General features: G+C 71.0%; 19 protein-coding genes and 1 pseudogene. 9 read left to right on the top strand and 11 right to left on the bottom strand.

The window, feature by feature from the left end; translation table 11 throughout:
- Positions 1 to 10 precede the first annotated feature (10 nt).
- The 5 genes from chrA to AB0J16_RS23920 form a co-directional block, all read right to left on the bottom strand.
- On the bottom strand, positions 11 to 1,216 hold the full coding sequence (gene chrA, locus AB0J16_RS23940; RefSeq protein ID WP_358543134.1) for a chromate efflux transporter: 1,206 nt from the start codon (positions 1,214 to 1,216) through the stop codon (positions 11 to 13).
- Positions 1,213 to 1,848 (bottom strand): TVP38/TMEM64 family protein, encoded by a 636-nt coding sequence (locus AB0J16_RS23935; protein WP_358543131.1) that lies wholly within the window; start codon positions 1,846 to 1,848, stop codon positions 1,213 to 1,215. The genes chrA and AB0J16_RS23935 overlap by 4 nt, the downstream gene beginning before the upstream one ends.
- Positions 1,849 to 1,910: 62 nt before the next feature.
- Positions 1,911 to 2,303 carry a VOC family protein gene (locus AB0J16_RS23930; protein WP_358543128.1) on the bottom strand — a complete coding sequence of 131 codons (393 nt, stop codon included), beginning with the start codon at positions 2,301 to 2,303 and terminating at the stop codon, positions 1,911 to 1,913.
- Positions 2,304 to 2,351: 48 nt separating this feature from the next.
- Complete coding sequence (locus AB0J16_RS23925) at positions 2,352 to 3,077, bottom strand: ArsR family transcriptional regulator (protein ID WP_358543125.1); 726 nt, start codon at positions 3,075 to 3,077, stop codon at positions 2,352 to 2,354.
- A 38-nt stretch (positions 3,078 to 3,115) separates the two neighbouring features.
- Positions 3,116 to 4,264, bottom strand: a complete 1,149-nt coding sequence (locus tag AB0J16_RS23920; RefSeq protein ID WP_358543122.1) for an FAD-dependent monooxygenase — start codon at positions 4,262 to 4,264, stop codon at positions 3,116 to 3,118.
- A 59-nt stretch (positions 4,265 to 4,323) separates the two neighbouring features.
- Here AB0J16_RS23920 and AB0J16_RS23915 point away from each other — a divergent pair, with 59 nt between their 5' ends.
- A complete protein-coding gene (locus AB0J16_RS23915; protein ID WP_358543119.1) occupies positions 4,324 to 4,911 on the top strand; it encodes a TetR family transcriptional regulator in 588 nt (195 codons plus the stop codon).
- A gap of 9 nt (positions 4,912 to 4,920) precedes the next feature.
- On the opposite strand, the gene AB0J16_RS23910 is transcribed toward AB0J16_RS23915, so the two are convergent.
- The 3 genes from AB0J16_RS23910 to AB0J16_RS23900 form a co-directional block, all read right to left on the bottom strand.
- Positions 4,921 to 5,502 (bottom strand): hypothetical protein, encoded by a 582-nt coding sequence (locus tag AB0J16_RS23910; RefSeq protein WP_358543116.1) that lies wholly within the window; start codon positions 5,500 to 5,502, stop codon positions 4,921 to 4,923.
- A 166-nt stretch (positions 5,503 to 5,668) separates the two neighbouring features.
- Positions 5,669 to 6,844: a winged helix DNA-binding domain-containing protein gene (locus AB0J16_RS23905; protein WP_358543113.1), complete on the bottom strand. Its 1,176-nt coding sequence runs from the start codon at positions 6,842 to 6,844 to the stop codon at positions 5,669 to 5,671.
- Between the two features lie 6 nt (positions 6,845 to 6,850).
- A complete protein-coding gene (locus AB0J16_RS23900) occupies positions 6,851 to 7,468 on the bottom strand; it encodes a DinB family protein (protein WP_358543110.1) in 618 nt (205 codons plus the stop codon).
- A 61-nt stretch (positions 7,469 to 7,529) separates the two neighbouring features.
- On the opposite strand from AB0J16_RS23900, the gene AB0J16_RS23895 reads away from it, so the two are divergent.
- The 3 genes from AB0J16_RS23895 (at position 7,530) to AB0J16_RS23885 (ending at position 9,438) form a co-directional block, all read left to right on the top strand.
- Complete coding sequence (locus tag AB0J16_RS23895) at positions 7,530 to 8,534, top strand: WYL domain-containing protein (protein WP_358543108.1); 1,005 nt, start codon at positions 7,530 to 7,532, stop codon at positions 8,532 to 8,534.
- A 114-nt stretch (positions 8,535 to 8,648) separates the two neighbouring features.
- Positions 8,649 to 9,062: a ribonuclease domain-containing protein gene (locus tag AB0J16_RS23890; protein ID WP_358543104.1), complete on the top strand. Its 414-nt coding sequence runs from the start codon at positions 8,649 to 8,651 to the stop codon at positions 9,060 to 9,062.
- Positions 9,063 to 9,069: 7 nt separating this feature from the next.
- On the top strand, positions 9,070 to 9,438 hold the full coding sequence (locus AB0J16_RS23885; protein WP_358543101.1) for a barstar family protein: 369 nt from the start codon (positions 9,070 to 9,072) through the stop codon (positions 9,436 to 9,438).
- Positions 9,439 to 9,467: 29 nt separating this feature from the next.
- On the opposite strand, the gene AB0J16_RS23880 is transcribed toward AB0J16_RS23885, so the two are convergent.
- A complete protein-coding gene (locus AB0J16_RS23880) occupies positions 9,468 to 10,970 on the bottom strand; it encodes a helicase HerA-like domain-containing protein (protein WP_358543098.1) in 1,503 nt (500 codons plus the stop codon).
- Positions 10,971 to 11,380: 410 nt separating this feature from the next.
- Here AB0J16_RS23880 and AB0J16_RS23875 point away from each other — a divergent pair, with 410 nt between their 5' ends.
- Positions 11,381 to 12,544, top strand: a complete 1,164-nt coding sequence (locus tag AB0J16_RS23875) for a Cmx/CmrA family chloramphenicol efflux MFS transporter (protein WP_358543095.1) — start codon at positions 11,381 to 11,383, stop codon at positions 12,542 to 12,544.
- Between the two features lie 174 nt (positions 12,545 to 12,718).
- Positions 12,719 to 18,181 (top strand): carboxyl transferase domain-containing protein, encoded by a 5,463-nt coding sequence (locus AB0J16_RS23870; RefSeq protein WP_358543092.1) that lies wholly within the window; start codon positions 12,719 to 12,721, stop codon positions 18,179 to 18,181.
- A gap of 108 nt (positions 18,182 to 18,289) precedes the next feature.
- On the opposite strand, the gene AB0J16_RS23865 is transcribed toward AB0J16_RS23870, so the two are convergent.
- Positions 18,290 to 19,156: an NAD(P)H-binding protein gene (locus tag AB0J16_RS23865; protein ID WP_358543089.1), complete on the bottom strand. Its 867-nt coding sequence runs from the start codon at positions 19,154 to 19,156 to the stop codon at positions 18,290 to 18,292.
- Positions 19,157 to 19,283: 127 nt separating this feature from the next.
- Between AB0J16_RS23865 and AB0J16_RS23860 the strand changes: the two genes are divergently transcribed.
- From AB0J16_RS23860 to AB0J16_RS23850, 3 genes are all read left to right on the top strand, one after another.
- Positions 19,284 to 19,994 carry a TetR/AcrR family transcriptional regulator gene (locus AB0J16_RS23860; RefSeq protein WP_358543086.1) on the top strand — a complete coding sequence of 237 codons (711 nt, stop codon included), beginning with the start codon at positions 19,284 to 19,286 and terminating at the stop codon, positions 19,992 to 19,994.
- A gap of 287 nt (positions 19,995 to 20,281) precedes the next feature.
- Positions 20,282 to 21,130 (top strand): oxidoreductase, encoded by an 849-nt coding sequence (locus tag AB0J16_RS23855; protein WP_358543083.1) that lies wholly within the window; start codon positions 20,282 to 20,284, stop codon positions 21,128 to 21,130.
- Positions 21,130 to 21,744: a TetR/AcrR family transcriptional regulator gene (locus tag AB0J16_RS23850; RefSeq protein ID WP_358543080.1), complete on the top strand. Its 615-nt coding sequence runs from the start codon at positions 21,130 to 21,132 to the stop codon at positions 21,742 to 21,744. The genes AB0J16_RS23855 and AB0J16_RS23850 overlap by 1 nt, the downstream gene beginning before the upstream one ends.
- Positions 21,745 to 22,043: 299 nt before the next feature.
- Here the strand turns inward: AB0J16_RS23850 and AB0J16_RS23845 are convergent.
- Positions 22,044 to 22,300, bottom strand: a pseudogene (locus tag AB0J16_RS23845) (Tn3 family transposase); the annotation flags it as partial.
- Positions 22,301 to 22,902: the final 602 nt, after the last annotated feature.

The raw sequence follows: 22,902 nt of genomic DNA, 5'->3' as shown, positions 1-22,902 counted from the left end.
GGACCGGGAGTCAGAACAGCAGGGCGTGCGCGATGCCGATGGCGGCGCCGCCGGCGATGAACCAGGCGTTGTTGAGCCGCGTCTTCCACAACAGTACGAGCGTGACCACGGCGATGAGCGCGGTGAGCGGGTCGATGATCGCGGTCCGGCCCAGTTCGTAGGACACCCCTGCCATGAGGGCGAGGGCGGCGGCGTTGAGGCCGTCGAGCAGGGCGGAGGTCCACTCGCTGGAGCGGAGCTTGTCGGTGAGTTTGGTGAGCAGGCCGACGAAGACGAACGAGGGCAGGAAGATGGCCACGGTGGCCAGGAACGCGCCCGGCGGCCCGGCGATCATGTAGCCGACGAAGGTGGCGGTGGTGAACACCGGACCGGGGGTGACCTGGCCGATCGACACGGCGTCGATGAGCTGCTGGTTGGTGATCCAGCCGAGCCGGTCGACGAAGTCGCCGCGCAGGAAGGCCAGCAGCACGTAGCCGCTGCCGTACAGCACCGAACCGATCTTCAGCATGGTGGCGAACAGCTGAAGCAGCTGGCCGCCCGTGGGGTCGCCGAACACCGGCAACCCGCCGATCACCGGGGACCCGCCGAACGTCAGCAGTGGAGCCGCGAGCACCCCGTGGGCCGCGCCCCGGTCCGGCGGCCGGCGCAGGGCTCGGGCCGTGGCGGCCAGCGCCGCCCCGGCCGCCAGCACCAGCAGTTCGTTGACGCCCAGCAGGTACGCGGCCAGTGCGGCGACCGCCAGCACGCCCAGCCAGACGGTCTTGACCACGGTGCGCAGCATGCCGAACAGCGCGTGCGCGATGATCGCGATCACCGCCGGGACGATGCCGTACAACAGACCCTCGGCCGCCGGCGTGCTGCCGTAGGTGACGTACGCCCAGGCCAGTGCCGTGACCATAAGCGCGGCCGGGAGGATGAAGCACACCCCGGCGGCGATCAGGCCGCGCCAGCGGGCCCGGTCGTAACCGAGGTGGATGGCCAGTTCGGTGGAGTTGGGGCCGGGGATGAGGTTGGTGGCGCCCATCAGGTCCACGAACCGCTGGTCGCTGACCCAGCCGCGGCGGCGTACCAGCTCGTCGCGCATCATCGCGGTGTGCGCCGCCGGGCCGCCGAAGGCGATGATGCCCAGCTTGAGGAACACCAGCGTCACCTCACGCAGCCGACGCCGGGCCGCCGCCGGGTCCTGCCCGTGCGCTCCGGGCTCGTCCTGGCTCACTTGGCCCCGGCCGGATCTTCCGCGTCCTGCTGCTCGACGCCGAGGCGACCGTCGACCAGCAGGCCGGCCAACCCGATCGCACCGCAGATCACGGTGACGACGACCAGCGCAGGATCGGTACGTCCGGTGAGCGCGTCACCGAGAAGGACGACCGCGATCGTGCCGGGAGCCACACCGACGGCCGTGGCGATCAGGAAGGGCACGAGCCGGACCGACGACACGCCCGCGCAGTAGTTGACCAGCGGAAAGGGAACCGGACCGATCAGCCGCAGTGACCCGACGGCGAGCCAGCCACGACGGGCGAGGCGCCGGTTGACCGCCGCGACCGCCGGGTGGGTCAACCGCGCGGCGACCGCGTCGCGACCGATCGCGCGGGCGAGCAGGAAGGCCAGCGCCGCGCTCACCAAGGTCGCGGAGATCGCGATGGCGATGCCGGTCACCGGCTCGAACAGGAGTCCGGCGCCGAGGGAGAACGGTGAGCGCGGGAAGACGATGGTCACCAGCGCATGCGTGAGGAAGAACATGAGGGGGAACCACGGACCGGCGGCCCGTGCCCAGTCGCGGATCTGTTCGGCGTCCGGATAGGGGACGAACAGCGCGATCGTCGCGAACGCCGCGAGAAGCACGACCATCCCGATCAGCCTCGGAGTACGGAGCGCACGGCGGCGTATCAGCATGGAAGGTGCTTTCAGTTTTACGCGGGGCTCGGGGCGGGCTGGAACAGTTCGATGAGGTTACCAGCGGGGTCGGCGAGCAGGATCTGGCGCCCGCCGGGACCGGACACCGGCTCGCTTCTGAAGGTCAGTCCAGCGGCGCGTAGCCGGTCGATCTCGGCGTCGAGGTCGTCGACGATGAGGTGGATGCGGTTGCGGCCGGCGGTGGCGGCGTCATCGGGCGTGGCGCGGGCGCCGGAGGTGGTCGGGCCGGACAGGAGCAGCCGCAGCGCACCGCGCCTGACGTCGGCGAAGGCGGGTGCGGCGTCGAAGGCGACGCTGAAGCCGAGGTGGGTGGTGTAGAAGTCGACAGCGGCCCGCACGTCGTCGTTGAGGTAGCGGACGCTGGCCAGTTCGGTCGGTGAGGTCGTCATGGTCAGGTCTCCTTGTCGTGTTCATGTTCACGCAAGCGTTGTGCGTGCTTACAGAGGCAGGAATCTGATGCGGGTATCGAGCTCCTTCGCGACACGCCGGAATTCCGGGTAGGTCGCGCTGTCGGTGTCCGCGGCGTCGGACGGGTTGGGCAGGCTCCAATGCGTCGTGGCGGCCGATCCGTGGTCGCGAGGGACCTCGCGGATCTTGTCGCACAACGTGATCACGTAGTCGAAGCGCCGCCCCGCGACCTCGTCCAGCGACTGCGGCCGCCGGGCTTCGAGGTCGATGTCGTAGTCCTCGCGCAGGACCCGCACCGTGTTCGGATGGAGCCGCGCTGCGGGATGGCTGCCCGCGCTGGTGACCTCGACGCCGTCGACTCGGCGCCGCAGCAGCGCCTCGGCCATCGGGGAACGCGCGCTGTTGCCGGTGCACAGGAACAACACCGAGCCGCCCCTCGGCCGCCCACGGTCCGTGGGCACCAGCGCCGGATGCAGGGCGATGGCGGCGTCGCTGAACGCGGTTACGCAGCCGGCCAGGTCGAGATGGTAGTAGCTGTCGCGGCCGTCGAAGCTGCTGCGCCGCGCGACGACCAGCCCCGCCGTACGCAGCAGGCCCAGGTGGTAGGACACCAGGTTCTGCGGCTCGTCGACGGCGGCGACCAGCTCCCGTACGCGGCGGTCGCTGGATGCCAGTTCGGTCATCAGCGCCCAGCGCAGCGGGTGCGCCGCCATGCGCATCAGCAGCGGAACCGGCACTCGATCGGACGTCGCCACGTACTCGACAATACATCAAACTGTTTTGATGCGATTTCTCAGGCGTGCCAGAGGGCGGCGAGCTGCCGGGTGGCCATCCGGGACGGCACGGCGCGCAGCAACATGTCGCGCAGCCAGGCGGCGGCGCCGGTCTGGGAGGTCAGCCGCGATTGCCGGGACGCCCCCCGCATGATGCCGTTGGCCCTGGGCCTGCGCTCGGCGTCGTAGCGCAGGAGCCGCTGGGCGACGTCCACCGGTTCGGCGCCGGTCAGGTGGCGGGTCAGCGCGGCCGCGTCTTCGAAGGCCTGGCTGGAGCCCTGGCCGAGGTCGGGTGACATGGCGTGCGCGGCGTCGCCGAGGAGCGCGATCCGGCCGGCCGCGTACGAGGGCAGGGGTTCGGCCAGGCAGGCGATCGGGTCGACATAGATGTCGGCGGGCGGGGTGGCCTCGATCAGTGCCGTGACGAGAGGGTGCCAGTCGGCCATCAAGGACAGCATCTGCTTGCGCGCCTCGCCCGCGTCGGGCGGCGGCGTGCCGTTCAGGAGGGAGTCGGTGAACCAGTACAGGCGGTCCTCACCGACGGGGAAAAGGCCGAACATCGCCCCGCTGCGACGGTCGACCAGCTGGCTGGCCAGCAGTTCCGGCGCCAGACCGGGAGGGCGGGGCAGCATGCCGCGCAGGTCCAGCCGGCCGGTCCGCCGCAGCCCGGGATGGCCGGGGAAGAGCTGCGCGCGCAGCCTGCTGCCGATGCCGTCGGCCGCGATCACCGCGTCCGCTCTGGTGACGGGGCCGCCGTCGCTGATCACGGTCACCCCGGTGGGGTCGGGTTCCAGGCGCTCGACCAGGGTCACGGTGCGCACCAGCTCGGGGGGTAGCGGGGCGCGTAGCGCCTGGTGCAGTTCCGCTCGTTCGATCATGACGGGCGTCCCGATCTCCTTCTGCGCTTGGGTCAGGTCGGTGACCAGCAGCGGCCGTCCCCGCCGGTCCCGCAATCCGCAATGAGTCGCCCGCATGACGTGCCCGCGAACATCGCCGGCCAGCCCCAGCGCCTCCAGCGCGCGGAGCCCGTTGGGCATGACCACGATCCCGGTGCCCGCCTCCCGGAGCTCCGCGCCGCGTTCGAAGAGCGTCACCTCGTGGCCCACGCGATGCAGCCCCACCGCCGCCGCCACTCCGCCGAGCCCGGCACCGACCACCGCGATCCTCATGGGACCTCCTCGCTGATTCACTACGATCGTACTAGTACGATCATTGGTAGCATGGGCGCATGCCGCCCACCAATCCGGCCCGTCGCCGAGCCCTGACCGATGCCGCCATCGAGCTGCTGGCGTCCTCGGGCGTACATGGGCTGACCCACCGCGCGGTGGAGAAGCAGGCGGACCTGCCACCAGGAACGGCCTCGAACTACTTCCGCAGCCGGGAAGCACTGCTGGTGGCCGCCGCCGAGCGCATCGTCGACCTGCATCACGCCGACACCGACCAGGCCATCGACCGCGCCACCGAGCAGCCCACGACGCTGGTCGACCTGTGGACGCAATCGCTGCTCACCGCCGCGACCACCCTGCGCGACCGCTACGTGGCGATCTTCGAACTGCAGATGGAGGCCGCGCGCCGACCGGTGCTCGCCTCGGCACTCGCGAGCCTGCTGGACACGGCGTCGCTACTCACCGCCGGCCACCACGACAAGCTCGGCCTCACCATCCCGCGCGAGAGGATCCCGGCCCTGATAGCGCTCTACGGGGGTGCGCTGTTCACCCTGGTCGCCGCGCCGCCGGGGAGCGTCAGCAGGGAAGCCGTCCAGAACGTGGTCGAGGTCATGGTGCACGGCTGTGCCGTACCCGAGGACCGGCGATGAGGCGGTCGCTCAGCGCAGCGCGCTCAGGACGCCTTCGACCTTCTCCGCCGGGTACGGCGTCGTGCGATCGACGCCGAACAACTCCCAGTAGAAGTCGTTCATGACCGCCGCGACAGGGGCGTACCGGCGGATCACCGCGGCGACAGCCGGCGGAGCACCGGCGGGGTCCGCACCGGCCGCGCACGCGCGGATGTACGCGTTGCGCCGCACGGGCCCGCCCTCTGGTGGCACCGCCACCCCGCAGATGTTGGTGACGAGCCAGTTGACCAGCTGCATCAGCGCGTAACCGGTGTCATGCGTCGCGTTGCGGGCCAGAAATCCACTCTCGCGGGCGGACAGGTCGAAGGCGCCGAAGCTCGGCGAGCCGACTCCGTACTGGCAGAACGGGGGCAGCCCGAACAGGTTCGCCGTGGACATCACGTTGTCCGCCTGGCGCTCCACGTCGGTCAGCGGCACCCGCTTCGCGAAGACCGGCACGCCGCCGACGTCCAATAACGCGGAGGTGCCACCTATCCCCGAGCCGAGCTCCCGCGCCTGCCGCAGCGACTCGGCGAGCTGCCGGTCACTGCGCGACGCCAGCGCGCTCGCCACAGCGCCGTATCTGCCGAGACGCCCACCTTGGGACATGTCCGGCCGCGCACCGCGCGGTTCCAGCGGGAGGCCTCCTTCATGATCGACTCGTCTGGTCAGACGCTACACCCGCGCGTCGCCTGAGCCCTCTCCCGGGCTCAGGAGAAGCGGCTCGCGGGTGTAGCGGTCAGCGAGGAGACACGTCGATCTGTACGCGGTCGCTCTCGCCGTCGGACAGGAACGCCGCCAGCTCCTGCCCCTGCTCGCCGACCTCAGCTCGGTCGGCTCGGGAGAAGCCACCCAGCGGGGTGACGATCACGGTGCCCGCCTGGACAGTCCAGGTCGCGGCGACCCGGCCGTCGACCAGGACAACGCGAGCCCCGGCGACCGACAGGAGGCGGTGGGCGTCGTCGATGATCCGGCCGCGGTCGTGGTAACCGAGGAGCGCGTTGTCGAAGGCCGGCAGGAACCGTACCGGGGCCGGAGTGTCCGGGTCGGGGCGCGGCGCGTCGGGGAGGTCCAGCAGGACCCGGCCGCGCTCGTCCCGGAAGGTGACCAGCTCCTCTCGTATCGCGGCCACCGCGGCCGGCAGGCCGGCCAGGCCGCACCAAGCCCGTATGTCGGCCGAGGCGGCCGGACCGAACGCGGCCAGATAGCGCCGCACCAGCGCCTCACCAACCGGATCGGAGCCGACCGGATCAGAGCCGACCCGATTCGAGCCGGCCCGATTCGAGCCGACCGAATCGGAGCCATTCGGATCGGAGCCGTTCCGGGCCGGTGAGTCGATCTCGCGCCCCAGCCAGGAGGAGAGCAGGACGTTGCGTACTCCCGCCCGCGCACGCCACACCCCACGCGGCGGCAGCTGCGCCATCGGGATGAGCGCGGCGACCAGCATCTCGCCCAGCGCCCGCGGTCCCGGCTCTGGCCAGCGTTCGGCCAGCGCCCGCGCGAGCTCGCTCATCGAGCGCGGCTCGTCGTCGGCCATCACCGCCCGTCCTGCCGCCGCGAGCTCGTCGAGATCCACCCCGGCGAGCTCGCGGCGATAGGTCCCGAGTACGCGCTGACGCAGCATGGCGTCATGGCGGCCCCGCCAGGCCAGGATGTCGTCGGCGGTCAGGAGGTGCACGGTGCGGCGCATGAGGTGGGTACGCACCACGCCCCGCCGGATGAGCAGGTCCGAGAGCGCCGCCGGGTCGAACGCCCGCAACCGCGACCAGAGCCCGACGAACGGTTCCTGCGGCTCCTGCGCCTGCAGGCCGCACAGGTGCGCGACGGCGTCGAGCACCGGCACGTCGGCGCGATCGAGCAGCATCTGCCGGGCGAGCGTCGCGCGGTTGAGCGCCCGGGTGTCCAGAATGGTCATCGCCGCTCAGGTCGACTTCTGACTGTCGAGCGTTTCGCGCAGGATGTCGGCGTGCCCGGCGTGCTGGGAGGTCTCGGCGATGACGTTCATCAGCACCGCGCGCACGCTGCGCACCGCGCCCGGCTCGTGCCAGGGTGCCTCCGGTAGCGGCTGCGTCGCCGACAGGTCGGGGACTGCGGCGACGATCTCCGCGGTGCGGGCGGCGACCTGCTCGTAACTCGCCAGGATCCCGGCCAGCGTGTCGCCGGGCAGCATCTGGAACTCGTTCTGGTGGTCGATCATCCACTGCGGGATCTCGCGTGCGGTGCCGGCCGCGATGTCGCCCCAGGTGACACCCTCGGGCAGGCCGTACGTCATCGCCGACGGGCCGTCGACCACGAAGCGCAGCCACGTATCCTCCATGGACGCGACATGCTTGACCAGCCCGCCCAGGCACAGCTCACTGACCGTCGGGCGCTCGCCGAGTTGCTCGTCGCTGAGCCCGCGGACGGCGTTGGTCACCGCGGATCGCGCGTTCGCGATCGCGGCGAGCAGGTCGCTCCGCTCGGCGTCGAGGGTCGCGGGGGGTGTGGTGGTGGCGGTCACGGCGTTCGGGCCCTTCGAGTCGTTGTCGTTGTCTGGCATGCGACAACAGTCGCAGAGGAAGCGGACAGGGAGTGGCCTCTTCTCCGGGCAAAATGAGGTCATGCCGAAGACTTCCGCGCGACTGCTGTCGTTGCTCTCGCTGCTCCAGACGCGCCGGGAATGGCCGGGGGCGCTGCTGGCCGAGCGGCTGGAGATCAGCCCGCGCACCGTACGCCGCGACGTCGACCGCCTGCGTGAGCTCGGCTATCCCATCCTGGCCTTCAAGGGGCCCGACGGCGGCTACCGGCTCGACGCCGGCGCGGAACTGCCCCCGTTGCTGTTCGACGACGAGCAGGCCGTCGCTCTGGCCATCGCGCTCCAGACCGCCGCCACCTCCAGTGGGGCGGGCATCGAGGAAGCCGCGGCGCGCGCGCTCAACACCGTCCGGCAGGTCATGCCCGCACGGCTGCGCCACCGGATCGACACCCTCCAGATCACCGCCGTCGAGCGGCCGGCGCGCCGACCGGGCCCACAGGTCGACAGTGGCGTCCTCATGGCGATCAGCGCCGCCGTCCACGCCCGGGAGGTGCTGCGCTTCGACTACCCGCCCGGTGTGGACGACGACGGCGTGCCGACCCCGCCGCGCCGGGCGCAGCCCCATCATCTCGTCACGTGGGGCGGGCGCTGGTACCTCGTCGCCTGGGACCTCGACCGCGAGGATTGGCGCACCTTCCGCGCCGATCGGATCACCCCGCGCACCCCCGCAGGGCCCCGCTTCACCCCGCGCGAGCTGCCCGGAGGCGACCTGGTCGCCTTCGTGACCAGCAAGTTCCGGGGCCTCGACGGCGCCGGCAACTGGCCCTGTCGCGGCGAGGTGATCCTCGACCTACCAGCCGCCGCCGTCTCCCGCTTCACTCACGACGGAGTCGTCGAGGAGCTCGGCCCGAACCGCTGCCGGCTCGTCGTGGGCTCGTGGTCCTGGACCGACCTGGCCGCCGTCCTCGGCAGGTTCGACGCCGACATCGAGGTCGTCGGCCCGGCCGAGCTCAAGGACGCCTTCGCGCGCCTGGCCCGCCGTTATGCCGGCGCGGCGACCGACATAGCCGCCCCGCCGGGTACAGAGTGATTGAGCAGGAGCCGTCCGCGAAGTGTTCACCTTTCCCTTGGCATTCTTTGCCTTGATTTGACCTGAGTTGAGCGGCGAACATGACCATGTCTGTCACCCCCCGAAGGAGGCCTCGTGCACACACAGCCGCGCCCCCGCCCTTCCTGGCCGGTACGACTGACCGTCGTCCTCGCCGCCATCACCTCCCTCGTCGGCCTGGTCGGCATCACCCCAGCCAACGCCACGGTCTACAACTCCTGCACCATCTCCCGCTGCGCCGACGCACGCTCGGCCAACTCGATCTGGACTGCCAAGAACTACCCCACCAGCAGCGGCTGGTACACCTGGACGGACGGCAGGTACAACTACACCGGCGGGCGCTTCTACAACCGGGAAGGCCAGCTCCCCAGCGGCGCCACCTACTATGAGTACGACGTGTACTCCCGGGCGCGGGGTGCCGCGCGTGACGCGTACCGGATCGTCGTCAACCGCAGCAGCGGTGTGACGTGGTTCTCCCCCAACCACTACACCGACTTCTACCGGCTCTAGGACCGCCATGACCGCCGCCGCACATCCGCCGCCGCACTGGCTGACAGTGTCCACCGACCCTGCGCCGGCGCTGGTGGATGGGCGGGCCTGCCGGACGCGTGCCGCCTTCTTCGAGGAGGTGGCACGCGCCCTGCGCCTCCCCGGCCACTTCGGCCGCAACTGGGACGCGCTGACCGACTCCTTGCGCGATGTCGGCGCGGTCACCCTGATCGTCGGGCATGCCGAGGAACTGCTCAGTGCCGAACCTCCCGGGCAGCTCGCGACCCTGCTGGCCGTGCTCGCCGACGCGGCCAAGACGGGGCTGACCACGACCCTGTGCACCGACCCCGGCCACGAAGCCCTGCTCCGGCAGCGGGTCGCCGCCGCACTGGCCTGAAACCTCGGGCCCGGTCCGCGTGCGTTGATTCAGCGTCGCCCGCGACGGGCGGTGCCGAAGATGGATCTGGTGATCTCCCGGCCGAGGCTGGAGGCCGCCGACCGCGCCAGGGACTGGAACTCCTTCGACTCCAGCACCCGCTCCAGCATGGACTGCTTCGGCTCCGGCTGCCTGGCCCGCTCCGGCTCGCGCGGAGCTTCTGGGCCCTTGGGAGGCTCGGCCAGCTTCGCGGACAGGATCTCGTAAGCCGACTGGCGGTCGACCGCCGTACCGTACTTCGGCTGAAGCGGCGAGGCGGCGATGACGCCTTGGACCACGTCCGGGCTCGACGGTCCCATGAGCGTCTGAGGGGCGCGCAGGCGCGTCCAGGCAACCGGGGTCGGCGCGCCCGTCTCGGACAGGACCGTCACGACGGCCTCACCGATACCGACCTCGGTGAGCAGCCGCTCCAGGTCGTAGGAGGACGAGGGAAAGGTCGAGACGGTGGCCTTGAGCGCCTTGGCGTCCTGGGGGGTGAAGGCGCGCAGGGCGTGCTGCACGCGCGCGCCCAGCTGGGCCAGCACGTCCGTCGGCACGTCGTTCGGCGTCTGGGTGACGAAGAAGACGCCCACGCCCTTCGACCGGATCAGCCGTACGGTCTGGGCGATCGACTGCAGGAACGCCTTGGACGCATCGTCGAACAGCAGATGCGCCTCGTCGAAGAAGAACACGAGCTTCGGCTTGTCGACGTCCCCCACCTCGGGGAGCTCGTGGAACAGGTCGGCGAGCAGCCACATCAGGAAGGTGGAGAACAGCTGCGGCCGGTCCTGTACGGCGGGCAGCTCGAGAACGGAGATCACCCCGTGACCGTCCGGCGTCACCCGGAGCAGGTCGCGCACGTCGAACTCCGGCTCGCCGAAGAACGCCTCCGCCCCCTGCGCCTCGAAGTTGGTCAAGGCGCGCAGGATGACCCCGGCCGTCGCCGCCGACAGCCCGCCGATGCCGCTCAGCACCTCCGGCGTGGTGGTCAGATACCGGATGACCGCGATCAGGTCTTTGAGATCGAGCAGCGGCAGCCCTTGCTTGTCGGCGAAGTGGAAGATCAGTCCGAGTGTGGACTCCTGCGTCTCGTTGAGCCCGAGGACCTTGGCCAGGAGGGTCGGGCCGAAGGCGGTCATGGTGCCGCGGATCGGGATGCCGTCTCCCAGACCGCCCAGGGAGAAGAACTCCACCGGACAGGCCGCGGGCTGCCAGGTCTCACCCACCTCGGCGGCGCGCCGGGTGACGCGCTCGGAGGCCGTACCCGGCGAGGCCAGGCCCGACAGGTCGCCCTTGATGTCGGCGAGGAAGACCGGGACTCCCTGGGCGACGAGCTGCTCCGCCATGAGCTGGAGGGTCTTGGTCTTTCCGGTTCCCGTGGCGCCGGCGACCAGTCCGTGCCGGTTCAGCATGCTCAGGGGGATGCGGATCCGCTCGGCGGAGTCGGCGGTGCCGTCCTCGCGTACCAGGGCACCAAGCTCCAGTGCCGCTCCCTCGAAGTCGTACCCCTTCATCGCTTCTCCCCCTCCGGACGTCCACCGAGGGGTCGTGCGCATCATGCTCACTTCCCAGGTGCGAAAAACCCGCGTCTGGGCAAAAGCGATTATGCGGTGGACGAGTTCTGTGACTTTTGACTATCGTGGGGCCAATGTCCAGTCCTGAGGCGTCAAGACGCTAGCCACCGGTTCTTCCGGTGGCTTCTCGTGATGTCACGCGGCAGCGCCGCCCCCTGAGGCCTGCGCGCCCTTTCGTCACTCCCGCCGCCGGATCACCGTCATACGGACTGATTCGTTCCAGGAATTCCGCCCCTGTCGTGGTGCCGGACCTGGTCCCTCCTTTCACGCGGTAGCGCCCCTTGCTGAGCGCTGGTGCGCGCCGCGTCGTCCTGTGATGCCCTTTCAACGCGGCCTGGAGTCTTTCGCTCATGCCCTTCGCCATCTACATCCTCGGACTGGCGGTCTTCGCCCAAGGAACGTCCGAATTCATGCTCTCCGGACTGGTTCCGAACATCGCCGCTGAACTGAACGTGTCCATCCCGGCCGCCGGCGCGCTGACGTCCGCCTTCGCCGCGGGAATGATCGTGGGAGCGCCGCTGATGGCGGTGCTCAGTATGCGCTGGCCACGTAGACGGGCGCTGCTCGTCTTCCTGGTCGCGTTCATGCTCGTGCACGTAGCCGGCGCGCTCACCTCCAGCTTCTCGGTGCTCCTGGTGACCAGGGTGCTCGGAGCGCTGGCCAACGCCGGCTTCCTCGCCGTGGGGCTCGCGACCGCGGCCGGCATGGTCGCGCCGAACGCCAAGGGGCGGGCCACCTCCATCCTGCTGGGCGGCATCACGCTCGCCTGTATCGCAGGGGTGCCCGCCGGTGCCGCGCTCGGTCAGACGTTCGGCTGGCGGTCGGCGTTCTGGGCCGTGGCCCTGATCTCCCTGCCGGCCGTCTTCGCCGTGCTGCGATCGGTGCCGGACCTCGCACCGGCGACGGTGGACCCCCGCGCGGGGCGCGAGCTCCGGGCCCTGCGCGGCCCGCGTCTGCTCGTCGTGCTGGCGCTGGCCGCGCTGGTGAACGCCGCCACCTTCTGTACGTTCACGTACCTGACCCCGTTGGTCACCAACGTGAGCGGCTTCTCGCCGGGCTGGGTGCCGGCGGTGCTGGCGCTGTTCGGTCTCGGGTCGTTCGCCGGGGTGACCATCGGCGGGCGGCTGTCCGACACGCGGCCGACGCTGGTCCTGATCGCGGGCGGGATCGCCCTGCTCGCCGGATGGGCGCTCTTCGCCGCCACGGCAGGCAGCCCGGTCGCCACGCTGCTGCTCGTCTTCGTCCAGGGGACCCTGTCGTTCGCCGTCGGCTCGACGCTGATCGCCCAGGTTCTGTACGCGGCGGCTCAGGCGCCCTCGCTCGGCGGCTCCTTCGCGACCGCGGCCCTCAACGTGGGCGCGGCGGCCGGTCCCGCCATCGGCGGCGCCACCATCGCCGCCGGGCTCGGCTACCACTCGCCTCTGTGGGTCAGCGCCGTGCTGGTGGCGGCGGCGTTCGCCGCAGCGGGCCTCGCCGAGGCCGTACGGCGTCACGCTGTGGTGGCCGCACGGTAACCTAGGGCCACCTGGCGCGCTCGCGCACGCGTGCTTTTGGTCGTTCCCTACAACTGTGGAGCCTTGGTGTGCTCCCTCTGCGACATTTCCCTACGAGCCGGCAGAGGCAAGGCTGTACAGGTGCGGGGGGTGCCACAGGGAAGGCGCGCACAGTCAACAGGAGGGCTCGGTCGGGTGTTCAGTCGTGTCGCCATCGTCAACCGTGGTGAGGCCGCGATGCGGCTCATCCACGCAGTCCGGGAGCTGGCCGCGGAGACCGCGACACCGATCCAAACCGTCGCGCTGCACACCGACGTCGACCGCGCCGCCACGTTCGTGCGCGAGGCCGACCTCGCCTACGATCTCGGTCCGGCGTCCGAGCGCCCGTACCTCGACCTGAAGGCGCTGGAGCGCGCGCTGGTGGAGACCGGGGCCGACGCCGCGTGGGTCGGCTGGGGGTTCGTCGCCGAGGACCCGGCGTTCGCGGAGCTGTGCGAGAAGATCGGCGTCACCTTCGTCGGGCCGAGCGCGGAGGCCATGCGCCGGCTCGGCGACAAGATCGGCGCGAAGCTGCTCGCCGAGGAGGTCGGCGTGCCGGTCGCGCCGTGGAGCCGCGGCGCGGTCGAGACCCTGGACGCCGCCCTCGCGGCGGCGGCCGAGATCGGCTACCCGCTGATGCTGAAGGCGACCGCGGGCGGCGGCGGGCGCGGCATCCGCGTGGTCACGGACGAGGCCGAGCTCGCCGACGCCTACGAGCGCACCAGCCAGGAGGCCGCGCGGGCGTTCGGCAGCGGCGTGGTGTTCCTGGAGCGCCTGGTCACCGGCGCCCGGCACGTCGAGGTCCAGGTGATCGCCGACGGCCAGGGCACCGCGTGGGCGCTCGGCGTCCGCGACTGCTCGGTGCAGCGGCGCAACCAGAAGGTCATCGAGGAGTCGGCCTCGCCGGTGCTCAGCCCCGCGCAGACGGCCGAGCTCAAGGCCTCGGCCGAACGGCTGGCCGTCGCGGTCGACTACCGGGGCGCGGCGACCGTCGAGTTCCTCTACCACCCCGGTGACCAGCTGTTCGCCTTCCTCGAGGTCAACACCCGCCTGCAGGTCGAGCACCCGATCACGGAGTCCACCACCGGGTTCGACCTGGTCAAGGCGCAGCTGCGGGTGGCATCCGGCGGCCGGCTCGACGGCGCGCCGCCGGTGGAGCGCGGGCACGCCGTCGAGGCCCGGCTCAACGCCGAAGACCCCGACCGCGACTTCGCCCCCTCCCCCGGCCGCATCGCGCGGCTGGACCTGCCCGCCGGGCCGGGCATCCGCGTGGACACCGGTGTCAGCGAGGGCGACACCATCCCGGCCGACTTCGACTCGATGATCGCGAAGATCATCGCGTACGGCGTCGACCGCGACGAGGCCCTCGGCCGGCTGCGCCGGGCCATGGCGCAGACCACTGTGATCATCGAGGGCGGCGCGACGAACAAGAGCTTCGTGCTCGACCTGCTCGACCAGCCCGAGGTGATCGACGCCAGCGCGGACACCGGCTGGATCGACCGCGTCCGCGGCCAGGGCAGGCTCGTCTCCCACCGGCACTCCGCCGTCGCGCTGGCGGCCGCCGCCATCGAGGCGTACGAGGAGGAGGAACGCGCCGAGCGGCAGCGGCTGCTGTCCACGGCGTTCGGCGGCCGCCCGCAGGTGCAGCACGAGAGCGGCCGGCCGCTGGACCTCAAGCTGCGTGGCGCCGGCTACCGCGTGCGCGTCGCGCGGGTCGGCGCGCACCGCTTCCGCGTCGGCGTCCAAGCGGGTGACGACGTCCGCACCGCCGACGTCGAGCTTGAGCGCTTCGACCGGCACACCGGGCGGATCATCGTCAACGGCACCCCCTACCGCCTGCTCACCGACACGCACGGGCCGATCCACCTGGTCGAGGTGGACGGCGTGACGCACCGGGTCAGCCGCGACGAGGGCGGCGTCGTCCGCTCCCCCGCGCCCGCGCTGGTCGTCGCCACGCCACTGAAGGTCGGCGCCGAGGTCGAGGCGGGCGCTCCGGTGCTGGTGCTGGAGAGCATGAAGATGGAGACGGTCCTGCGGGCGCCGTTCAAGGCGCGGCTGAAGGAGTGCGTCGTCTCCGTGGGCAGCCAGGTCGAGACCGGTGCGCCGCTGCTGCGGCTGGAGCCGCTCGCCGACGACGCCGCCGAGGCCGCGAGCACCTCGGCCGCCGCGTCCGTCGAGCTGGACCTGCCCGCCGCGCCGGGCGAGATCCCGGCGTGGAAGCGCGCCGCGCGCGGCCAGGAGGACCTGCGCAGCCTGCTGCTGGGCTTCGACGTCGACCCGCACGACGAAGGCGGGGTGCTCGAGGACTACCTCACAGCGCGCCGGGCGGCCACCGAGGAGGGCCATCGGCCGCTGGCCGAAGAGCTCGCCCTCGTCGAGGTGTTCGCCGACCTCGCCGAGCTGAGCCGCAACCGGCCGGCGGGCGAGGACGGCGGCGCCGGCCACGTCTACAGCGCTCGCGAGTACTTCCACACCTACCTGCAGAGCCTCGACGTCGAGCGGGCCGGGCTGCCGGCGGCCTTCCAGGCCAAGCTCGCCAAGGCGCTCGGGCACTACGGCGTCACCGAGCTGGAGCGCTCTCCCGAGCTCGAGGCCGCGGTGTTCCGGATCTTCCTCGCCCAGCAGCGCGCGTCCGCCGACGCCGCGGTCGTCACGACGTTGCTGCGCGCCTGGCTGCGGGAGTCGCCGCCGGACGAGACGCTGCGCGAGCCCGCCGGTCTCGCGCTGGAGCGGCTGCTGGCCGCGACCCAGGTCCGCTTCCCCGTGGTCTCCGACCTCGCGCGCGGCGTGGTGTTCGCCTGGTTCGCCCAGCCGCTGCTGCGCCGCAACCGCGCCCGCGTCTACTCCGACGTGCGCAAGCACCTGCGCCATCTGGACGCGCACCCGGACGCGCCGGACCGCGCCGAGCGCATCGCCGAGATGGTACGCACCACCGAGCCGCTGGTACGCCTGCTCGGCCAGCGGCTCACCCGCGACGACCTGGACAACGCGATCATGCTGGAGGTGCTGACCCGGCGCTACTACGGCAACAAGGGTCTCACCGGCGTCCGCACCAGCCAGGCCGCGGGCTGCACGTTCGTGGTCGCCGAGCGCGCGGGCTCCCGCGTGGTCTCCTCCGCGGTCGCCTTCGAGGACCTGGGCAGCGCGCTGCGCGGGCTCGCGGAGCTGGTGAGCGGCGAGGACGCCGTCGACGCCGACATCTATCTCGCCTGGGAGAGGCAGCCGGAGGGCTCCGAGGCGATGGCGGCCGCGCTGCACGAGGTCGTCAGCGCGCACCCGCTGCCGAGCCAGGTGCGCAGGCTCACCGCCACCGTCGCGGGCAGCGGCGGCACGGTGATGCACCACCACTTCACCTTCCGTCCGTCGGACACCGGGATGACCGAGCAGCGGCTGATCCGCGGCCTGCACCCGTACATCGCGCAGCGGATGCAGCTGGAGCGGCTGAGCAAGTTCGACCTGACCCGGCTGCCGTCCTCGGACGAGGAGGTCTACCTCTTCCAGTGCGTGGCGCGGGAGAACCCGTCGGACGACCGCCTCGTCGCCTTCGCGCAGGTGCGCGACCTGACCGAGCTGCGCGAGCACGACGGCCGGCTGGTCGCGCTGCCGACGGCCGAGGACACCATCGCCACCTGCCTCGACTCCATCCGCCGCGCGCAGTCGCGGCGGCCGTCGGAGAAGCGCTTCAACACCAACCGGATCGTGGTCTACGTCTGGCCGCCGAGCGGCATCACCCGCGCCGAGATCGAGATGATCGCCGCGCGCGTGCGGCCGACGACCGTGGGCGCCGGTCTGGAGGAGATCCTGTTCATCGCGCGGCAGCGCGACCGGACGACCGGCGAGCTGACGAAGATGGCCGTGCGCATCACCTTCGACGCCACCGGTGGCACCGACCTGACCATCGGCGAGCCGTCGGACGAGCCGGTCGAGCCGCTCGACGACTACCGGCAGAAGGTGCTGCGGGCCAGCAGCCGCAACACGGTCTACCCGTACGAACTGACCGGCCGGCTCGGCGACTTCGCCGAGTACGACCTCGACGACGACCACGCGCTGGTGCCGGTCGAGCGGCCGAAGGGGCGCAACACCGCGGCGATCGTCGCGGGCGTGATCACCACGCCGACCCGCCGGCACCCGCAGGGCGTCACCAGGGTCCTGCTGCTCGGCGACCCGACCAAGTCGCTCGGCGCGCTGTCGGAGGCCGAGTGCCGCCGCGTGATCGCCGCACTGGACCTGGCCGAGCGGATGCGGGTGCCGCTGGAGTGGTACGCGCTGTCGGCCGGCGCCCGGATCTCCATGAAGTCCGGCACCGAGAACATGGACTGGGTGGCCGCGGCGCTCAAGCGGATCGTCGAGTTCACCCAGGACGGCGGCGAGATCAACATCGTGGTCGCGGGCATCAACGTCGGCGCGCAGCCCTACTGGAACGCCGAGGCGACGATGCTCATGCACACCAAGGGCATCCTGGTGATGACGCCGGACTCGGCGATGGTGCTGACCGGCAAGCAGTCGCTCGACTTCTCCGGTGGCGTGTCGGCCGAGGACAACTTCGGCATCGGCGGCTACGACCGCGTGATGGGCCCGAACGGGCAGGCTCAGTACTGGGCGCCCAACCTGGCCGCCGCGCGGGACGTGCTGATGTCGTACTACGACCACACCTACGTCGCGCCCGGCGAGCAGGGGCCGCGGCGGGCGAAGACCACCGACCCCGTCGAGCGCGACATCTCCGACTTCCCGCACTCCTTGCCGGACAGCGACTTCACCACCGTCGGCGAGATCTTCTCCACCGAGGCCAACCCCGACCGCAAGAAGCCGTTCGACATCCGGACCGTGATGCGGGCGCTGTCCGACCAGGACCACCCGGTGCTGGAACGCTGGGCGGGCATGGCCGACGCCGACACCGCGGCGGTGCAGGACGTGCATCTCGGCGGCATCCCGGTGTGCCTGCTCGGCATCGAGTCACGGGCGGTGCCGCGGCGCGGGTTCCCGCCCACCGACGGCCCGGACACCTACACCGCGGGCACGCTGTTCCCGCGCTCGTCGAAGAAGGCCGCGCGGGCGATCAACGCGGCCAGCGGCAACCGGCCGCTGGTGGTGCTGGCGAACCTGTCGGGCTTCGACGGCTCGCCGGAGTCGATGCGGAAGCTGCAGCTGGAGTACGGCGCCGAGATCGGCCGCGCGATCGTGAACTTCCGCGGGCCCATCGTGTTCTGCGTGATCTCGCGCTACCACGGTGGCGCGTTCGTGGTGTTCTCCAAGGCCCTGAACCCGAACATGACCGTGCTCGCGCTGGAGGGCTCGTTCGCCTCGGTGCTCGGCGGCGCCCCCGCCGCCGCGGTGGTGTTCTCCGGCGACGTCAACGTCCGCACCGCGGCCGACCCGCGCGTACGGGACCTGGAGGCGCGCACCGCGGCCGCCGCCGGCACCGAGCGCGCCGCGTTGACCGCGGAGCTCGACGAGCTCCGCGCGTCGGTCCGCGCGGAGAAGCTCGGTGAGGTGGCCACGGAGTTCGACCGGGTGCACAACATCCAGCGCGCGGTCGAGGTCGGCTCCGTGGACGCCGTCATCCGCGCCGCCGAACTCCGCCCGCGCATCATCGAGGCCATCGAGTCGCGTCTGCGTTAGCCCGCGTTGGCCCGGCGTTGACCCGCGTCGGGCCTTCGCGGCCGCGTCAGCCCAGCGTTGGCACGGGGTTAGTCCTCCGCAGCCGCGTCGGGCCAATGTCGACCCGCGTCAGCCTTCTGTGAGCGCCGCTTTCATGACGTCCCGCAGGGGCGTCGGCGGGTGGCCGATCAGGTCGGCCAGCGCCGGGTCGACCTGGGCGAACTCGCCCTGCCTGCTGGCGGCGAACATGCCCACGAGCATCCGTGCCCGCGGCTCCGGCACGCCAGGGGAGAGCAGGCTCGCCACGTACTGCTCGTCGGTGATGACGACGCGCCTGATCGGGCGTCCGGTGAGATCGGCGGCGAGCGCGGCGACATCGGCGAGGTCGAGGGCTTCGGAGCCGGTGAGCGGCGGGGTCGGGCCGTCGAAGCGGCCCTCGTCGGCCAGGATGATCGCGGCGGCCTCGGCCAGGTCGGCGTGGGCCGTCCAGGAGACCGGCCCGTCCTGCGGCGCGGCCAGTTCGCCGGTCCGCAGGGCCTCGCGCAACAGCATCAGCGTCGTGGCGGCGTAGAAGCCGTTGCGCAGCGAGGTGTAGGGGACGCCGGACTCCCCCAGCGCCGCCTCGGTGGCGGCGTGGTCCGGCATGGGCGCGAAGAGCGAGGCCGGGTTCGCGCCCATGTGGCTGGTGTAGAGGATCCGGCGCGCGCCGGCCGCCTTGGCCGCCGTGATCGCGGCGCGGTGCAGGCTGAGCCCCGTGTCGCCGGTGGCGGCGGCGGACACGATCAGGACCTGGGAGGCGTCCTCGAAGGCGTGGGCGAGGCTCGCGGGCTCGGCGTAGTCACCCCGGCGGACGCGGACGCCCCGTTCCCGCAACCACTGTGCCTTATCAGGGTCGCGGACGCTCACCGCGACCTTCTCGGCGGGGAGGCGTTCGAGCAGATCCTCCAGAATCGCCCGGCCGAGCTGTCCGCCGGCTCCGGTGACGATGATCATCATGACCTCCAGTTGTCGTCTCGCAGCAGGGTCGCCGGGGTCAGATCGACTCCCGCGCATCACTGCTAACGAGATGGACGTTATCACTGATAAATAGTGATGCTAACGCGAATCTGTTATCGTTGCCACCATGGATGCCGATGACTTCGACGCCGGGGGCGGCCCTCGCGAACGCATCCTCGCCGCCACGGCCAAGCTGCTCGCCGAGGGCGGCCGGGAGGCCGTGTCGACGCGCGCGGTGGGCGCCGCGGCCGGTGTGCAGGCGCCGACCATCTACCGGCTCTTCAGCGACATGCGAGGCCTGCTCGACGCGGTCGCGGCCGAGGGCTTCGCCGCCTACCTGAGCAGCAAGACCGGCCGGGAACACATCGCGGACCCGGTCGAGGACCTCCGCGCCGGCTGGGACCTGCACATCGGTTTCGGCCTGGCCAATCCGGCCCTGTATCTACTCATGAACGAGCCCCGCCTCGGGGCCGCTGCCCCGCCCGCCGCCGTCGCCGGCGAAGAGGTCCTCGCCGCGCACATCCGCCGGATCGCCGAGGCGGGCCGGCTGCGCGTCAGCGAGGAACGCGCCGCCCACCTCGTCCAGGCGGCCGGTCTCGGCACGACCGTCACCCTGATCACCATGCCGGCGGACCGGCGCGATCCGGAGCTGTCCGTCCTCGCCCGCGAGGCGGTCATCGCCGCGATCACCACCGACGCTCCGGCGGCCGTATCCCCCGGACCGGTCACCGCCGCGGTCACCCTGCGCGCCGTCCTGCCCGGGACCACCGTCCTCACCGAACCGGAGCAGCGCCTCCTGGAAGAGTGGCTCGACCGCATCGCCGACCCGGCCACCTGAGGGCCCCCGGGGGATTCGTCACACAACCGTCTCGGTCCGTGGTGGCTGGGGTTCTTTGAGAGGGATGCCCCCTGCGGGGAGAGGAAGACAACGGTCGGTCGCGGCCGGCGTCCCTCGGGAGGCACCCCCGCGGAGGGGAAGACAACGGTCCGTCGTGGCGCGTCATGTACGGGCCCGCCGCCCCGCACGCACTGCCAGAATCTACGTGGTGATGATAAAAATCGACACCGTGTAGACTTTGAGATGGGGAGCAGTCCAGTTCCTCGCGAGTCTCCTCAGGAGGAACAATGCAGAGGCAGAACTGGCTCATCACCGGCGTCAGCACGGGCCTTGGACGTGCCTTCGCCCAAGCCGCCCTGGCCGCCGGTCACACCGTCGTCGGCACGGTCCGCTCCGAGGAGGACCTGCGGGCCTTCGAAGGGCTCAAACCCGGGTACGCTCACGGCCGCATCCTGGATGTGACCGACGACGCCGCCGTCTCGAGCGTGATCACGGAGGTGGAACAGAGCGTCGGCCCCCTGGATGTCGTCGTTGCCAACGCGGGCTACGGCCTGGAGGGCACCTTCGAGGAGACGCCGCTGGCCGACGTGCGGCGGCAGTTCGAGGTCAACGTATTCGGGACAGTCGCCACGCTGCAGGCGGCCCTGCCCCACATGCGCCGGCGGCGCCGCGGACACCTGATGGCCGTCACCTCCATGGGCGGGCTGATGGCCGTGCCCGGCATGTCCGCCTACTGCGGCAGCAAGTTCGCCCTGGAAGGCATTCTCGAGGCACTGGGCAAGGAGGTCGCACAGTTCGGGATCCACGTAACGGCGATCGAGCCCGGCTCCTTCCGTACCGACTGGGCCGGACGGTCCATGACACGCACCGCGCGGTCCATCGACGACTACGACGAGCTGTTCACCCCCATCCGTGAAGCGAGGCAGAAGGCCAGCGGGCACCAGCTGGGCGATCCGGCCAAGGGCGGGGAGGCCGTCGTGCACATCGCGTCGGTCGACCAGCCGCCGGCCCACCTCGTCCTTGGCTCGGATGCGCTGCGACTGGTCACTGCCGCGCGGAAGGCTGTGGACGAGGACATCCGCGCATGGGAGCCCCTCTCCCGTACGACCGACTTTGCCGAGGGTGCTCAGCTCTGATGCCCAGCCACCACTCCGCGCGGAGCCGGCGCGCCACCGAACGCAAGGGCGATGTCCGGGAGAGGGCCATTTTGGACACCTGCGAAGCTCTACTGGTGCAAAAGGGCTACGACGCCATGACTGTCGGCGACATAGCTCAGGGCGCCGGTATCACCCGCGGCGCTCTGTATTTCTACTTCGGCTCCAAACAAGAAGTGGTCACGGCACTCGTGGCCCGAACCGTTGAGCATCTGTGGGAGCGGTCCCGGGCCACTGCAGAGACCGACGAGCCGCGCCAGGCCATCGCAGCAGCCATGCAGCGCACGGTTGAGCTGTGGGATGAGCACGGTCTGGTCATGCGCACGGCGATCGATCTGTCGTTGACCGTGCCGGAGATCGGCGAGCTGTGGAGCCACACGGCTGACCTGTTCATCACGGCCATCACCGCTGTCCTGGAACGAGCCGGCGTTCAGGCCGGCACCGAACCAGAACAAGCGTCAGCGATGGCACGCGCCTTGTGCTGGATGATCGAGCGGACCTTCTACCACGCCTCGCAGGAATCCCGCGAGAATTTACAAAAAGCATCTTCGACCTGCGAACACATCTGGCTGACCAGCGCCGGTCTCACCACCTGAATGAGGCATCTGGCCTGGACGTGAAGGCGCAGACATGCTGGCGCCGGCACATCCCAGCCCGAGATCAATCCGATCGAGAACCGCCGTACGACCGCTCCTGATGGCCGAAGCAGACGGATCGCCGATGGCGGCCTCGCTCCGGTCAACGATCGAGCCGCCCGCCGACGACGTCGGGGCAGGCGTCTTCAGGATGCAGACCCTGTCGCACCTTCAGCCGCCGATCGGGCGGTTTCCGCCTCGGGCGGGGTTCGGGGGCCGGGAAGAGTGGCCGCCACCGCGGTGGCGAGGTCGAGGTGGGAGTTCATGTCCAGCTCGAATCGGCCGTAGGGGTTCACGTGGGTCCAGAACAGTGGCGACAGGTCCCGCCGGCCGGCGTCGGTGGGCCGCTTCTGCCACTCGCCGTACGTACCGTGCGGCCCAGTTCCTCGATCGCCCGGTAGGTGGGGTGCTTGGGCCCGCCGCGGGTGAAGCGCCGCAGGACCTCCTCGGCCTCGGCGGTGCCCAGGCGCAGGGCGGTGGTGTACTTCACGATCTGGTCGTACTGCTGGCGGATCAACGCGTGACACGCAAAACCACGGATTCATAATCCCGTAGGTCGTGGGTTCAAGTCTCGCCCGCCCTACCACACTGACCTGTGGCTTTACCCGCATCTGTAGTCAGTGTCGTCTGATCGTGAGTCACGGTGAGCCACATGTGGGTCAGGTCCCAGCCCGGGCCTTGCCGATCTTCCGGCTGGTCGTCCGCACCGCCTTCAGCACCAGCCGCGCGGCCGCTTGTCGCTGTCGTGATACAGCTGCGGCAGCACCGAAACATGGGTGCCGACGGTCAGCACGATGCTGGCACGCCCCAGCGTGCCCTGCACCGGGTGGCATAAGAGCGGACAAGCATTCTCCGCAGCTTGAGGACCGGGACTCAAGCCAACTTGCGCCGGTCGGGACGACAACACAGCCGGGGTCGGTCTGGACCTCGCCGCCTTCCGCCGCGCCGGTGAGCAGGGGACGGTGCTCCGTCACGGTAGGGTTCTGGCGGACTTTCTTTAAGGTGGACGGCATGTGTGAGTAACGCCAATGAGCTGATCGGCGCGGCGATGGAGGCGCTTGCCCGCGAGGATCAGGCGTCCTTCGACTCCGCCGCCGCCTTCCTGGCCGACCGGGACGA

Origin of the sequence: Nonomuraea sp. NPDC049750, from assembly GCF_040659625.1 — a bacterium.
Lineage (GTDB): Bacteria > Actinomycetota > Actinomycetes > Streptosporangiales > Streptosporangiaceae > Nonomuraea.
Note: the sequence above shows the minus strand (reverse complement) of the source record. Positions and strands in the feature narration are given on the sequence as shown.

What these genes read in the sequence shown, in the direction of transcription:
- AB0J16_RS23900 (WP_358543110.1), bottom strand. Translation starts at nt 7,468, where the DNA reads ATGCCAGACAACGACAACGACTCGAAGGGCCCGAACGCCGTGACCGCC.
- AB0J16_RS23865 (WP_358543089.1), bottom strand. Translation starts at nt 19,156, where the DNA reads ATGATGATCATCGTCACCGGAGCCGGCGGACAGCTCGGCCGGGCGATT.
- AB0J16_RS23915 (WP_358543119.1), top strand. Translation starts at nt 4,324, where the DNA reads ATGCCGCCCACCAATCCGGCCCGTCGCCGAGCCCTGACCGATGCCGCC.
- AB0J16_RS23860 (WP_358543086.1), top strand. Translation starts at nt 19,284, where the DNA reads ATGGATGCCGATGACTTCGACGCCGGGGGCGGCCCTCGCGAACGCATC.
- AB0J16_RS23935 (WP_358543131.1), bottom strand. Translation starts at nt 1,848, where the DNA reads ATGGTCGTGCTTCTCGCGGCGTTCGCGACGATCGCGCTGTTCGTCCCC.
- AB0J16_RS23880 (WP_358543098.1), bottom strand. Translation starts at nt 10,970, where the DNA reads ATGAAGGGGTACGACTTCGAGGGAGCGGCACTGGAGCTTGGTGCCCTG.
- AB0J16_RS23850 (WP_358543080.1), top strand. Translation starts at nt 21,130, where the DNA reads ATGCCCAGCCACCACTCCGCGCGGAGCCGGCGCGCCACCGAACGCAAG.
- AB0J16_RS23875 (WP_358543095.1), top strand. Translation starts at nt 11,381, where the DNA reads ATGCCCTTCGCCATCTACATCCTCGGACTGGCGGTCTTCGCCCAAGGA.
- AB0J16_RS23855 (WP_358543083.1), top strand. Translation starts at nt 20,282, where the DNA reads ATGCAGAGGCAGAACTGGCTCATCACCGGCGTCAGCACGGGCCTTGGA.
- AB0J16_RS23920 (WP_358543122.1), bottom strand. Translation starts at nt 4,264, where the DNA reads ATGAGGATCGCGGTGGTCGGTGCCGGGCTCGGCGGAGTGGCGGCGGCG.
- AB0J16_RS23895 (WP_358543108.1), top strand. Translation starts at nt 7,530, where the DNA reads ATGCCGAAGACTTCCGCGCGACTGCTGTCGTTGCTCTCGCTGCTCCAG.
- AB0J16_RS23885 (WP_358543101.1), top strand. Translation starts at nt 9,070, where the DNA reads ATGACCGCCGCCGCACATCCGCCGCCGCACTGGCTGACAGTGTCCACC.
- AB0J16_RS23905 (WP_358543113.1), bottom strand. Translation starts at nt 6,844, where the DNA reads ATGACCATTCTGGACACCCGGGCGCTCAACCGCGCGACGCTCGCCCGG.
- AB0J16_RS23930 (WP_358543128.1), bottom strand. Translation starts at nt 2,303, where the DNA reads ATGACGACCTCACCGACCGAACTGGCCAGCGTCCGCTACCTCAACGAC.